17 protein-coding genes are annotated in these 12467 nt (G+C 40.0%); all 17 read left to right on the plus strand.

Annotated elements, in window-relative coordinates; translation table 11 throughout:
• Nucleotides 1-19 precede the first annotated feature (19 nt).
• The 17 genes from GWK48_RS05610 (at nucleotide 20) to GWK48_RS05690 (ending at nucleotide 12467) form a co-directional block, all read left to right on the plus strand.
• Nucleotides 20-607, plus strand: coding sequence for a DUF447 domain-containing protein (locus GWK48_RS05610; RefSeq protein ID WP_174630365.1), 588 nt, complete (start codon nucleotides 20-22; stop codon nucleotides 605-607).
• A 13-nt stretch (nucleotides 608-620) separates the two neighbouring features.
• Nucleotides 621-1634 (plus strand): isocitrate/isopropylmalate family dehydrogenase, encoded by a 1014-nt coding sequence (locus tag GWK48_RS05615; RefSeq protein WP_174630367.1) that lies wholly within the window; start codon nucleotides 621-623, stop codon nucleotides 1632-1634.
• Nucleotides 1635-1693: 59 nt separating this feature from the next.
• Nucleotides 1694-4831: an isoleucine--tRNA ligase gene (gene ileS, locus GWK48_RS05620; RefSeq protein WP_174632579.1), complete on the plus strand. Its 3138-nt coding sequence runs from the start codon at nucleotides 1694-1696 to the stop codon at nucleotides 4829-4831.
• Nucleotides 4832-4924: 93 nt separating this feature from the next.
• Nucleotides 4925-5572, plus strand: coding sequence for an RNA methyltransferase (locus GWK48_RS05625; RefSeq protein WP_246263924.1), 648 nt, complete (start codon nucleotides 4925-4927; stop codon nucleotides 5570-5572).
• 162 nt (nucleotides 5573-5734) lie between these two features.
• Nucleotides 5735-6763 carry a 50S ribosomal protein L3 gene (locus tag GWK48_RS05630; protein ID WP_174630371.1) on the plus strand — a complete coding sequence of 343 codons (1029 nt, stop codon included), beginning with the start codon at nucleotides 5735-5737 and terminating at the stop codon, nucleotides 6761-6763.
• 4 nt (nucleotides 6764-6767) lie between these two features.
• Nucleotides 6768-7562, plus strand: a complete 795-nt coding sequence (gene rpl4p / locus GWK48_RS05635; RefSeq protein ID WP_174630373.1) for a 50S ribosomal protein L4 — start codon at nucleotides 6768-6770, stop codon at nucleotides 7560-7562.
• Complete coding sequence (locus tag GWK48_RS05640) at nucleotides 7559-7804, plus strand: 50S ribosomal protein L23 (RefSeq protein ID WP_174630375.1); 246 nt, start codon at nucleotides 7559-7561, stop codon at nucleotides 7802-7804. The genes rpl4p and GWK48_RS05640 overlap by 4 nt, the downstream gene beginning before the upstream one ends.
• A gap of 15 nt (nucleotides 7805-7819) precedes the next feature.
• Nucleotides 7820-8536 carry a 50S ribosomal protein L2 gene (locus GWK48_RS05645; RefSeq protein ID WP_174630377.1) on the plus strand — a complete coding sequence of 239 codons (717 nt, stop codon included), beginning with the start codon at nucleotides 7820-7822 and terminating at the stop codon, nucleotides 8534-8536.
• 32 nt (nucleotides 8537-8568) lie between these two features.
• Nucleotides 8569-8991, plus strand: coding sequence for a 30S ribosomal protein S19 (locus tag GWK48_RS05650; protein WP_174630379.1), 423 nt, complete (start codon nucleotides 8569-8571; stop codon nucleotides 8989-8991).
• Between the two features lie 5 nt (nucleotides 8992-8996).
• Nucleotides 8997-9467: a 50S ribosomal protein L22 gene (locus GWK48_RS05655; RefSeq protein ID WP_174630381.1), complete on the plus strand. Its 471-nt coding sequence runs from the start codon at nucleotides 8997-8999 to the stop codon at nucleotides 9465-9467.
• A gap of 3 nt (nucleotides 9468-9470) precedes the next feature.
• The gene (locus GWK48_RS05660) at nucleotides 9471-10166 is read left to right on the plus strand and encodes a 30S ribosomal protein S3 (protein ID WP_174630383.1); all 696 of its coding nucleotides are present in this window, start codon (nucleotides 9471-9473) and stop codon (nucleotides 10164-10166) included.
• Nucleotides 10150-10362, plus strand: a complete 213-nt coding sequence (rpmC, locus tag GWK48_RS05665) for a 50S ribosomal protein L29 (protein WP_246263925.1) — start codon at nucleotides 10150-10152, stop codon at nucleotides 10360-10362. The genes GWK48_RS05660 and rpmC overlap by 17 nt, the downstream gene beginning before the upstream one ends.
• Nucleotides 10359-10613 carry a ribonuclease P protein subunit gene (locus tag GWK48_RS05670; protein WP_174630386.1) on the plus strand — a complete coding sequence of 85 codons (255 nt, stop codon included), beginning with the start codon at nucleotides 10359-10361 and terminating at the stop codon, nucleotides 10611-10613. Before rpmC ends, GWK48_RS05670 begins: the two co-directional genes overlap by 4 nt.
• 4 nt (nucleotides 10614-10617) lie before the next feature.
• A complete protein-coding gene (locus tag GWK48_RS05675; protein ID WP_174630388.1) occupies nucleotides 10618-10953 on the plus strand; it encodes a 30S ribosomal protein S17 in 336 nt (111 codons plus the stop codon).
• Nucleotides 10954-10960: 7 nt separating this feature from the next.
• Nucleotides 10961-11377, plus strand: a complete 417-nt coding sequence (locus GWK48_RS05680) for a 50S ribosomal protein L14 (RefSeq protein ID WP_174630390.1) — start codon at nucleotides 10961-10963, stop codon at nucleotides 11375-11377.
• A gap of 11 nt (nucleotides 11378-11388) precedes the next feature.
• Nucleotides 11389-11742, plus strand: coding sequence for a 50S ribosomal protein L24 (gene rplX, locus GWK48_RS05685; RefSeq protein WP_174630392.1), 354 nt, complete (start codon nucleotides 11389-11391; stop codon nucleotides 11740-11742).
• Nucleotides 11742-12467: a 30S ribosomal protein S4e gene (locus GWK48_RS05690; RefSeq protein ID WP_174630394.1), complete on the plus strand. Its 726-nt coding sequence runs from the start codon at nucleotides 11742-11744 to the stop codon at nucleotides 12465-12467. Before rplX ends, GWK48_RS05690 begins: the two co-directional genes overlap by 1 nt.

Raw genomic sequence — 12467 nt, forward strand, 5'->3', positions numbered from 1 at the left:
TTAATTGGATGTTAGACCAATGGAAGGATTTAAGAAAGTATTTCCTGCTACGGGGATATATGAGGTTCTAGTAGGGACCTCAGGAAAATCTCCAAATATATCCCCATTAGGTCTCAGATACATGGACGAGTTTAAGTTTAAGGTGTACAGAGGTTCGATTTCTCTTGAAAATCTTCTTCAGTACCCCTACTGTTCCATTATGATCACGGATAGGCCTGAGCTTTTCTATTTAGGGCTACGAGGACTCCTGCACCAAGATAAATTATTTTACGGTCTCCCAATAATTATCAGTTCGGAAAAAATATATTGTACAATTATTGCTAGATGTGAATTGGTTTCCTTAGGAGATCCTTATGAGTTTAGGGTTCGCTTCCTAGAGGATAGTGGGCCATGCGATCGATCCCCTATATCTAGAGGTACTGGACTTTTTATAGACATGTTAGTTCATACGACAAGACTTGACATAGTCTCGGGGAATGAGAGGTCTAGATTACTGTATATCATTAATTATGAGATAGATGTAATAAGGAAGACATATCCGTCCCTTTCTCAGTACCTTGATGAAATAGTGCGTCAGTTGGAGTTAAAAGGTTATAAGCTAGACTAGATAAGGCTCCACTATGGTTTTCAAGGTAGCCGTAATTCCAGGAGACGGTGTAGGACCAGAGATATATTTCGAGTCTAAAAAAATACTATCCAAGCTAGTTGAAATGTATAGATTGGATGTAGAGTTTATTGAGATCGAGGCCGGGGATTCAGCTCTCTCGAGATATGGTGAAGCTCTTCCCAAGCCTGCGCTTAAGGTTATCGAATCCTCCGATATGATCCTCAAAGGCCCTGTTGGGGAGTCAGCAATGGACGTCGTGGTGAGGCTTAGGCAGATGTATGATATGTACGCCAATATAAGACCCGCTAAATCCCTTCCTAATGTTCCCAATAGATTTGGAGATGTGGACGTGTTAATAGTTAGGGAAAATACAGAAGACTTATACAAGGGGATGGAGCATGAAATTGCTGATGGGGTCGCGATAGGATTAAAGGTGATAACAAGCAAAGCCTCTTCTAGAATAGCTAACGTTGCTTTATACTATGCGTTAAGAAGGAGAAGAAAAGTAACAGTAGTACATAAGGCTAACGTGATGCGCATTACTGATGGTTTATTCGCTAGGGCATGCAGATCCATCTTAAAGGACAAGGTAGAATATAACGAGATGTATGTTGATGCCGCTGCGGCTAATCTAGTAAGGAATCCAAACATGTTCGATGTAATAGTGACAACGAATGTCTATGGTGACATTCTGAGCGATGAAGCCTCGCAGATAGCAGGTAGTTTAGGACTAGCCCCTTCATCAAACATAGGAGATACTAAGTCTTTATTTGAACCAGTTCATGGTGCAGCTTTCGATATAGCAGGCAAGGGGATAGTAAATCCCACGGCTTTTCTGCTGTCTGTCGCAATGATGTTAGAGAGGATGCATGAAATATCGAAGGATCTTAAATATCTTAATGCTGCAGAATCACTAAATAAATCGATAAACGAAGTTTACAAAGAAGGGAAAAAGTTGACCGTTGATGTCGGCGGAAATTCCAAGCTAACCGATATGATAGACGCTATTTACTCTAAGATAACGTAGTATTTTTAAATTCTCGGGACACATACCCACTCGTGTCAGGGTCGCATAGCATTAAACCATTGGAGTCCAAGTTTGAACCGAGGAAATTTGAAGAAGAGATATTGGCCTACTGGGAGGAAAATCAAATATATAAAAAATTAAAAGAGTATAATTCAAAATTAAATAGGAAGTTTCTATTTATAGACGGTCCACCCTATCCTTCAGCCCCAGTTCCTCACATAGGAACAGTCTGGAATAAGGTCATAAAGGACTCCATCCTCAGGTTTAGGAGGTTGCAAGGGTATCGTGTAAACGATCAGCCAGGTTACGATACCCATGGACTACCCATAGAAGTGGCTGTGGAGAGACAGCTCAATGTTTCCAGAAAAGGGGAGATCTTAGAGAAAGTAGGCGTTGAGAGCTTCGTGAACATGTGCAAAAATTTTGCTTTGAATAATTTGCGTTCCTTAACTGAGAATTTTAAAAATGTTGGAGTTTTTATGGACTGGGAGAACCCCTATCTAACTTTAGATCCTATTTTCATAAGCAACTCCTGGGCGGTTATAAAGAGAGCTCACGAGAGGGGAATGCTTAAGAAGGACGTGCAGGTTTTACATTGGTGTCCTCGATGCGAAACTACGCTTTCTGATTATGAAGTATCCGAGTATAGGGACATAGAGGATCCATCTATTTACGTGAAATTCAAGGTAAGGGGAAGTCAAAATAAGTATCTCGTAATATGGACCACTACCCCTTGGACCCTACCATCAAACGTTTTCACAATGATTAACGGAAACGCTGAATATGCTGAAGTAGAGGCCAATGGAGAGGTATACATTATAGCGTCTAAAAGAATAGAAACTGTAATGAAGGAATCTGGTATAGCTAAATACAAAATACTTAGAACGTTTAAGGGCAAGGAAATTTTAGGTCTAGAGTACGAACATCCTTTAGAAGATTTGGTTAGTGCACAGAGAAATATTGGTAAATATCACGTAGTTGTAGATGGTGGAGCAGATGTAACTTTAGAGGAAGGAACTGGACTAGTTCATTCAGCCCCAGGTCACGGTGATGTTGATTTCGAGAAGGGGAAGCAAAACGGAATGCCAGTAGTTATGTTGGTGGATGATCGAGGTCAATTTATAGAGGAAGCAGGTAAATACAAAGGTCTGAACGTTAGGGATGCTTCCCAGATCATTATAGACGATCTTAGACAAAAAAACGCTCTGCTAAGTTCTGGGAAGATTGTCCATAGATATCCTGTATGTTGGAGGTGTAAGTCGCCCCTGATATTGAGGGCTATCAATCAATGGTTTATTAAAGTAACTCAACTGAAAAGCGATCTGATAAAGGAAATAGAGAGAGTTAACTGGATACCGTCGTGGGGCAAAACGAGAATCGAAAATATGACCCTTGAGTTAAGGGATTGGGTAATAAGTAGGCAAAGATTCTGGGGAAATCCTCTTCCGATCTGGGTATGTGAGGAAGGTCACCTAAATGTAGTGGGTAATGTTGAGGAGCTAAAAGAAATGGCCGTAAATCAAGTACCAGAGGATTTACACAAGCCTTGGATCGATAATGTGGTGGTGAGATGTAAAGAATGCGGCAAATATGCTAAACGTGTACCTGACGTTGCTGATGTGTGGTTCGACAGTGGCGTAGCTTTCTTTGCCAGTCTTGGAAGAGATTGGAAAACAAAATGGGACGAGTTGGGCCCAGTTGATTTGGTATTAGAAGGTCATGATCAATTGAGAGGTTGGTTCTTTAGTCTATTGAGGACAGGAGTTATTCTGATTGATAGAGCCCCATATGAGTCTGTTTTGGTTCATGGCTTCATGCTGGATGAACAGGGAAGAGAAATGCATAAGAGTTTAGGAAATTACGTTGAACCTTCTGCAGTCATAAGCAAGTTTGGAAGGGACGTATTAAGGTTAACGTTACTTAGGAATACGACTTGGGAAGATGCGAAATTTTCATGGAAAAATCTAGAACTAAATCTTAGGGACCTTCAGATAGCTTGGAATGTCTTTCTATTCGCTTCAATGTACATGAATTTAGATAACTTTGATCCGATCCAAATGAGCTTAGACGAAGCCCTTCAACACGCTAGGATTGAGGATAAGTGGTTACTTTCAAGGTTTTACAGTATGCAAAGGAGAATTTATGAGGCTATGAGAGATTATAAAGTGCACGATTTGGCTAACGAATTATTCACATTTTTAGTAGAGGATGTCAGCAGATTCTATCTCAGGTTAGCTAGAAAAAGAGCTTGGGATGAAGGAATTACTAAAGATAAGTTATCGCTTTATACTATACTTTATAACGTTCTTAAGGACTGGTTGATTATTTCGTCTTCAGTTATACCCTTCTTTGCGGAGAAAGTATATCAAAAGTTTGTAACAGATAAGAAACCCTCAGTCTCAATGGAAATTTTACAGGAACCTAAAAAGGAGCTAATAAGTAAAGAGATAGAATCGATTGTTGAAATCGCCAAAAATATATCCGAGGCTAGTTTGAACGCTAGGGCTAAAGCCAACATAAAGCTTAGATGGCCTATTTCGGTCGCCTATATTCTGTTCTCTAAGGCAGAGTATGTCGATAAAATAAAGCCAGCTATAGAATTGCTGAAGACATTACTAAATGTAAAAAGGGTAGAATTATACGACATTTCGATGCTAGATAAATTCAGTGAACTCATAGTAGAGCCTGATAAGGGAGCGATTGGAAAGGAATTCAAAAAGTTGTCTCCTAAAGTTATTAAATATGTGGAGAGTGAAAAACAAAATATCGCTAAGGATATATTAAAAGAGGGTCAACATAAGGCAATGATTGAAGGAACAGAAGTAATTCTCACTAGGGAACACATCAAAGTAAGGGAAGAGGTTAAATCAAACTATTCATCCTCATCCTTTGCGGACGGGATGATTCTCATTCCGAGGGAGATTGGAGAGCAGGAGGAAGAGGAAGGACTAATCAGGGACATTGTAAGAAGGATTCAGTACATGAGAAAGATGGCTAATCTAAACGTCACAGATTATGTTACTGTGTTCATCAAAGGACCAGATGACAAACTGGAAGTTCTAAACAAATACAGAACCTACTTGATGTCGGAAACCAGAGCCAAATCTGTGGAAGTTGGAAAAGTAGGTGGAGATCTGGTAAATAGTTGGGATATAGAGGGAGAAGAATACACAATAGGAATAAAGAAGGAAGTTTAAATGTATCCTTTCCCTAGGTCACATGAACTTAACGTCGTTATTTACCCTCAAATGTTTAGTATTTATAGTAATTTATCGTTACTCACAAGGGAAATGTCAGACCTCATTAGATTTTTTTCCATAACTAGAGTCACAAAAATATATCTTGTCAAAGATCGTGGATTAGAACATATAACTGTTTTATTCTCTAAATTATTGAAATATACACTGAAACCTCCTTATTTAAAGAAATTAATCCCTATTGATGAGGATCTAAAGAAGGTAGGTCTAACTCAACCCATCAATATTCCTTACCACGCAGTGTCCAATGGGCTAGTGGAGGGCGAGATTAGGGTTACGGAAAATCATGAAACTGGGATACGAGGAATAGAGGCATATAGCCCAAATACAAGTTTCATTATGATAATAGACTCGAAGAAGCCGGAATTTGTCGATTATGTTTCTATTTTTTATGAAGGGCCGCAACTCGAAATCGTTAATAGTAAAAGAATTGAGCAAATGGATAATCTAATTTTGGCAAGCAGATCCGGTTACGATCCACAGGACAAGGCTAAACTACTACGGGAAATGTATTACAGGACTGGAATCACGGTTCTTGTTGGACCGCCAGAAGGTGGGATATTGAGGAAGTTCTCAGGAATTCCTTCATTTAACTTTTTGCCCAAGCAGGGCGCAACAGATGTAAGATCTAAAGAAGCATTAATGGCCGGTTTAAGTATTTTGAACATTTTATTATCATAGGTTCTAGATAATTTATTTGTTAATATTATTAAAGATATAGCAAATATGTATCTTACTCGAACTTCTGGACATAAGCATGGAAAGTAACTTGATTCCAGCGAATTCAAAGACATTAGATTTATTACCCGTCTGCTTAGTGTGTGATAGAAAAAGGGGAATAGGATGGGACATAGGAAGCTATCTTCGCCTAGACGAGGCTCGGCAGGTTTAAGACCAAGGAAGAGATCTGAGGAACTGTTACCATCTCCTAGATCTTATCCTACCTTAAACCTATCAAATCCTACGTTATTGGGTTTCGTTGGTTATAAGGTGGGAATGACGCATGTTTTCATGATAGATGAGGATAGGTCCTCATCTATGTTTGGGAAGGAGATTTATGTTCCGACTGTTGTTTTGGAAACTCCTCCGTTAACCGTGTTGGCACTCAGAGCTTATGGGTTTAATCCCATGGGGGAACCAGCAGTTTTAGGAGAAGTTTGGGGAGAATTAGACGAAAATACAAAAAAATATGTACAGCGGAGGATTAAATCGCTAAAACTTGATTCTGAAAAAATAAAGAAATCCGCTGATAATATTCAATCAAAAATTGATAAAATCTTTTCGTTGAGATTACTAGTCTCGACTAAACCCTTTTTAATACCCTCTTTAGGGAAGAAGACTCCAGATATTGTCGAAATCCAAATTGGCGGTTCGGATGTAAAGAGTCAAGTGGAGTATGGTATTAAAATGCTAGGTAAGGAAATCAATATTACCGATGTCTTTAAGGAAGGACAACTAATAGATATTATTGGAGTTACTAAAGGGCATGGATTTCAAGGAGTAATAAAAAGGTACGGTGTTCAGGAGCTTCCAAGGTGGCACAAACATAGAAAGGGAAGTAGAAAAGTAGGGACAAAGGGACCATCTTTGGGAACTCCAAGCTACGTTCCGCAACCAGGTCAAATGGGATATCACAGAAGAACCGAATATAACAAGAGAATCCTAAAAATTTCCAACGATATTCAACAGGTCAATCCAAAGGGAGGGTTTGTCAGGTACGGATTGGTTAAGAACACCTACGTTTTGATTGAGGGATCAACCATTGGGAGCATTAAGAGGCCACTATTCCTAAGGTATCCAATAAGGCCATATTCAACACAATTGGCAGTTCCTAAAATTACATACGTGGATTTAAACAGTAAGCAGGGGTGAGAATGTGTTCTTCCAATTAGTTGAAAAGAAGGCTCAGGTAATTGACCTCTCAGGTAATAAAGTAAAGGAGATTTCTTTACCTAAGTTTTTCAGCTTTCCAGTTAGGAAAGACCTTATCAGGAGAGCTTTCCACTCCTCTTTTACAAAGGGTCTTCAACCCAAGGGACGAGATCCAGCTGCAGGCAAAAGAACTACAGCTAAGAGCTTCGGGATAAACTTAGGTTTGGCAAGGGTACCTCGTATAAGGGGTGCGGGAGAGGGAGCCTTAGCACCCAACACGGTTGGGGGTAGGCTTGCTTTCCCCCCTTCGACTAGAGAAAGAATAGTAGAGGAAATCAACGAAAAAGAAAAAAGGCTTGCCATATTAAGCGGTTTAGCTTCCACCACTATACCAAGATTTGTTATTTCTAGAGGGCATAAAGTGAAATTAGATCTACCTCTGATTGTTACAGATGATCTCGGAAATATATCGAAATCATCAGATCTAGAAGATGTATTGACTAAGATTGGGCTAAGCGAAGAGCTCAAGAGAGCCAAAAATAAGAGAGTCAGAGCGGGTAAAGGAAAAATGAGAGGTAGAAGATATAAGAGAACTAGGGGACCATTGCTAGTAGTTCATGATTCCAAGCTTCCCGTTGTCAAGGCAGCATCCAATTTACCTGGGGTCGATGTAATTTCAGCAAAAGAGTTAAGTATTATACATTTAGCACCAGGCGGTCATCCAGGCAGATTAGTAATATATACCGAGTCGTCCATTAAGGAGCTGGAAAATAGATTTGGAGGGATGTCGCCAAAATGATAAGGGAAGTTATATCGACAGAAAAGACTGTAAAGCTATTAGAATCTAATAATACGCTTGTTCTAGTAGTGGATATTGACGATAACAAGACCACAATCAAAAGAGATGTAGAAAAATCCTTTGGAGTAAAGGTCGAAAAGGTTAATACATTGATTACATCAAAAGGAGAAAAAAAGGCTTACGTGAAGTTGACGTCTGAGTTTAAGGCATCCGAGGTGGCGCAGAAGATTGGTATATTATGATTTAAGGTGATATAAATGGGAAAGAAGTTACTTCAACAAAGAGCTGGAAGAGGAAACAAGAATTTTAGGAACCCAGGTTGGTTAAGAGTTGGGGAAGTAAGGTATCCTAGGGTTAAGGGTCATCATATTGGAAAGGTAGTTGATATTTTACATAATCCAGGGATGTTAGAACCTGTTGCTAAGATAAAAATGGATACTGGGGAAAGTTTCTATATTTCTGCTGTCCAAGGTTTAGTTACTGGTCAGAAAGTGGAAATAGGTGAAGGTGCGTCTCCAGCAATGGGTAATATCCTTCCAGCCAAGGAATTACCAGAAGGGGCAAATGTTTGCAACATAGAGCTTCATAGGGGAGATGGAGGGAGATATGCTAGATCTGCTGGATCATATGCAATCGTTATAGGAAAAAGTGAGGGTAAAGTGTTAATTAGACTTCCTTCGGGGAAGATTAAGGGAGTGGATGAGGACGCTTTAGTAACAGTGGGAGTGGTTGCTGGTGGTGGGGTCTTGGAAAAGCCTCTACTTAAGGCCGGTAACAATTACTGGAAGTATAAGGTGAAGGCTAAGAAGTGGCCACACGTAAGAGGAGTTGCCATGAACGTTGTATCCCATCCGCATGGTGGAGGTCTACATCAAAGCGTTAGCAGATCAAGTACAGTTTCCAGAAATGCTCCTCCAGGGAGAAAGGTTGGGCATATTGCGGCCCGTAGAACTGGGAGGAAGGATAGGAAGTGAATTTAAATAATGTAAAGGGGATTGATTGGTAGATGTCTCAAGAAATACCTGCAGAGTGGAAAAAGTTTAAGTACAGGGGTAAAGGTCTTGATGAGTTATTGACGATGCCCATGGATGAGTTTGTAAAGCTACTTCCATCAAGGCAGAGGAGGTCCTTGAAGCGAGGTTTCACTCCCTCTGAGAGGTCTTTGATTGAGAAGATCAGAAAATTAAGAAGAGAGAACAAGGTGGATAAACCCATCAAGACTCATGTGAGAAGTCTAGTAATTCTGCCAGAAATGATAGGTCTGAAATTCGCAGTTTACAACGGTAAACAATTCGTGGAGTTCCAGGTAGTTCCTGAGATGATCGGACATTACCTCGGGGAGTTCTCTATTACCTTGCAAAAGGTTGAACATGGAGAGCCAGGACTTAAGGCTACGAGATCTAGCTTGTTTATGGCAATGAAAGGGTGATATTCATGGGATCTTGGACATATCCGGATGTAGGGCTTGATGAAAGCAGAATTGGAAAGGCTGTTGTAAGGAACGCTCCAGTATCTATTAAGGATCTTTATAACGTTTCAAGGTCAATTAGGGGAATGAATGTTAACGAGGCTAAGGAATTTCTTCAAAGAGTTCTAGACAAAAAGGAAGCAATGCCTTATTGGAGATATAATCATGGGGCTTCCCATAAATCCAATATATCCAAAAAGTGGAATGTAAAAAGTGGTAGATATCCAATCAAGGCCATTAAGTACGTGCTAAGGGCCTTGGAAAACGCTCGGGCTAACGCTCAGGGCAAAGGTCTGGACGAGGATAAGCTTAAGGTAATTCATATTGCTTCCCATAAAGGAATTATAATAAAGAGGTATTTACCTAGGGCCTTTGGGAGGGCCACTAAGAAATACAACAGGACCTCCCATATAGAGGTAATCGTTGGTGAGGTGTGAGTCATGGTTGATGTAAAGAAGTATTTTCTCCAGAAGTCAATGACGAGAGTAATGGTGGACGAATTCCTAGCCAAAGAGTACTATAATGCTGAGTATGCTGGTACTGAAATAAGCAAAACGCCGATGGGTACGAGGGTTACAATATATGCGGGAAGACCTGCAATAATAATAGGCAAGGATGGAAGAACTATAAAGAGATTAGCTCAAATACTGGAGAAGTATTTCAATCTGGAGAACCCTCAGATAACTGTAGCTCCTCCTGAGAAACCTGAATTGAACGCCAGGGTTATGGCTTTCAGGCTCGCTGTAACTCTAGAAAGGGGTTATCATTTCAGAAGGGCTGCGTTTATCACAATAAGGAAAATAATGAATGCAGGTGCAATAGGTGCTGAGGTTATTGTAAGCGGTAAAATTACGTCAGAGAGAGCAAAATTCGAGAAGTTAAAGGAAGGAATCGTCTACAAGACGGGTAATAATTTGGATGTGATGGTAGATAGGGCAATTGCGATAGCTACCTTAAAAATGGGAATATATGGTGTAGAAGTTGTTATTACTAAACCCATAAGGAGTATCGATAAGATCTCATTAAAGGAGGGTACTGAATCCTCGGGAGGAGAAGTTAGGGTAACTAACGTGAGAATAATAGATGAAGAGCAGAGACCATCACAGGGGGAGGAGAGCAGTGAGCAAGCTGAGTAAGGAACTCAGAAATAAATCTGATGAAGAATTAAAAAAGAGATTAGAGGAGTTAGAGGCAGATCTAATTAAGAATAGGGCTGAGGCTAGGATGGGTACCCTAAAGAATACATCTTTGATCAGAAACAAAAGAAAAGAGGTAGCTAAGATTTTAACCATTATGGGAGAAAGAAAAAGATCTAAAAGACAATCAACATGAGGAAGATAGGATTTTCTAAACTAGATATAATTAATTCTGAAATAAAAATTCTTTTCCATTCCGATTCTTCTCTTATTGGAAAAAAGGGTAAGGTTATATTCGAGGGCGAGAAAACCTTTATCCTTGACACTGGAGCCAAAAAAATAATTGTGTATAAGGCATCTGGCATTTATGAGTTAGCTTTTAAAAGAGACCGATTTACTATATTAGGCGAAGCCTTAGTGGGTAAGCCGGTAAAAAGGGTGAAATGATCTCATGTCTCAAATAAAACCGAAAAGTGTGGGCATTCCAGGGATTACGCCTCCCTCTAAGGAGTGCGATGATATGGATTGCCCTTACCATGGGAGTTTAAGAGTGAGAGGTATCCTCATAGAGGGTACCCTAGTTAAAAATAGGGCTAATAAGATGGGAGTTGTCGAGAGAACTTATTTATTCTACGATCATAAGTATAAAAGGTACGAAAGAAGGTCTAGCAGAATACATGCCCATGTGCCTCCATGTTTAGACATTAAGGAAGGAGATAGGGTTCTAATTGGTGAAACTAAACCCATATCGAAATCAGTATCTTTTGTGGTGTTAGGTAAGAGGTGAATGCTAGATGCCCGAAAAAATGCAGATGTTAGGATCGAGAAAGGGTCTTACCCCGGCTGTTCAAAACTACACGAATGTTGTGGTATCAGACAATAGTGGGGGCAAAGAGGCAGTTATTATAAATGTCTTTGGATATAGAGGAGCTCTTAGAAGGGTTCCTTATGCCAACGTAGGGGATTTGGTAATGGTATCCGTAAGAAAGGGCACTCCAGAGGTAAGAAAGCAGAAGTTTAAGGCAGTTGTTATAAGGCAGAGGATGCCTTTCAGGAGACCTGATGGGAATTGGATCTCCTTTGAGGATAACGCTGTAGTGATTGTAAATCCCGACGGTACAGCCAAAGGTACTGAGATTAGGGGGCCTGTCGCAAGAGAAGCCGCTGAAAGATGGCCAAAGGTAGCTAGCTTGGCTACCTTTATAATTTGAGGTTGAGTGAAATGGTAAATACTTTACAATTGAAGAAGAAAACTTTGACCGCTAAACTTTCAGAAGAGCTAGTAAAAGAGTATGGAAGAAAGAGGGTTCAGATAAGAACGGATGACACTGTGAGGGTTATGAGAGGTGATAATTACGGATTTGAGGGAAAGGTTACTCAGGTTTTTCCAGAGACTGGGAGAATATCAATTGAGGGACTTACTAGAAAGAAGGCTGACGGTACTCCGGTATATATCAAGATTCATGCCTCTAAGGTAGTTATAACTAAATTAACTCTCGACGATCCTAAGCGCAAGGAAGTAATAAATAGGGTTTCCCAAAGCACTAAAGGTCAACAGGAAGGAGGTAAGAAGTAATGGTCCACATTACAAGACTAGAAGCACCTTGGTTCTTGAAGGCCAGTAAGAAGGACTATAAGTGGACAGTAAGAGCGTCACCAGGTCCTCATCCGATATCAAGGTCAATTCCTTTAGGACTTCTCTTGAGAGATTACTTGAGAGTAGCATCTACCCTCAAAGAGTCGAAGAAGATCATTTCGGACGGATCTGTACTGGTGGATGGGAGAATAAGGAGAGATTATAAGTTTCCGGTGGGTCTGATGGACGTTATAAGCATACCGAAGGCTAATCTTTACTTCAGAGTAATCCCAGATAAAGCGAGGTTACTTAAGCCCATTAAGATAAGTGAGGACGAAAGTGGCTTTAAATTAGTAAGGCTTATGAACAAAACCCTTACCAAGAATGGAAGATTTCAGCTCAACCTTGAGGATGGAAGGAACATCTTGCTTTCCGATAGCTCCTCTGATCTGATTAAGATTCCTACTTTAACCACGTTAAAGTTATCTATACCTAAACAGGAAATCTTGGGAACTTTCCCCATCAAGGAAGAATCCTATGTGATGGCTATAGGTGGAAAGAACGCTGGAATAATAGGCCAACTAAAGAAGCTTCAATCAGCTTCCTACAAAACCCGAAGATACTCGATAGTTATAATTAAAAGTGCTGACGGATCTGAATACGAGACTAACCTTGAAAATCTAATGGTTATAGGTCAAGAGAAACCTGAAATTAAGGTGGAGTAA

This window comes from Metallosphaera tengchongensis (assembly GCF_013343295.1).
GTDB lineage: Archaea > Thermoproteota > Thermoprotei_A > Sulfolobales > Sulfolobaceae > Metallosphaera > Metallosphaera tengchongensis.

Bases quoted from the DNA above. Each gene is read 5' to 3' on its own strand.
- GWK48_RS05610 (WP_174630365.1), top strand. From the start codon at position 20: ATGGAAGGATTTAAGAAAGTATTTCCTGCTACGGGGATATATGAGGTT.
- GWK48_RS05615 (WP_174630367.1), top strand. From the start codon at position 621: ATGGTTTTCAAGGTAGCCGTAATTCCAGGAGACGGTGTAGGACCAGAG.
- GWK48_RS05625 (WP_246263924.1), top strand. From the start codon at position 4,925: ATGTCAGACCTCATTAGATTTTTTTCCATAACTAGAGTCACAAAAATA.
- GWK48_RS05630 (WP_174630371.1), top strand. From the start codon at position 5,735: ATGGGACATAGGAAGCTATCTTCGCCTAGACGAGGCTCGGCAGGTTTA.
- GWK48_RS05640 (WP_174630375.1), top strand. From the start codon at position 7,559: ATGATAAGGGAAGTTATATCGACAGAAAAGACTGTAAAGCTATTAGAA.
- GWK48_RS05645 (WP_174630377.1), top strand. From the start codon at position 7,820: ATGGGAAAGAAGTTACTTCAACAAAGAGCTGGAAGAGGAAACAAGAAT.
- GWK48_RS05650 (WP_174630379.1), top strand. From the start codon at position 8,569: ATGTCTCAAGAAATACCTGCAGAGTGGAAAAAGTTTAAGTACAGGGGT.
- GWK48_RS05655 (WP_174630381.1), top strand. From the start codon at position 8,997: ATGGGATCTTGGACATATCCGGATGTAGGGCTTGATGAAAGCAGAATT.
- GWK48_RS05660 (WP_174630383.1), top strand. From the start codon at position 9,471: ATGGTTGATGTAAAGAAGTATTTTCTCCAGAAGTCAATGACGAGAGTA.
- GWK48_RS05670 (WP_174630386.1), top strand. From the start codon at position 10,359: ATGAGGAAGATAGGATTTTCTAAACTAGATATAATTAATTCTGAAATA.
- GWK48_RS05675 (WP_174630388.1), top strand. From the start codon at position 10,618: ATGTCTCAAATAAAACCGAAAAGTGTGGGCATTCCAGGGATTACGCCT.
- GWK48_RS05680 (WP_174630390.1), top strand. From the start codon at position 10,961: ATGCCCGAAAAAATGCAGATGTTAGGATCGAGAAAGGGTCTTACCCCG.
- rplX (WP_174630392.1), top strand. From the start codon at position 11,389: ATGGTAAATACTTTACAATTGAAGAAGAAAACTTTGACCGCTAAACTT.
- GWK48_RS05690 (WP_174630394.1), top strand. From the start codon at position 11,742: ATGGTCCACATTACAAGACTAGAAGCACCTTGGTTCTTGAAGGCCAGT.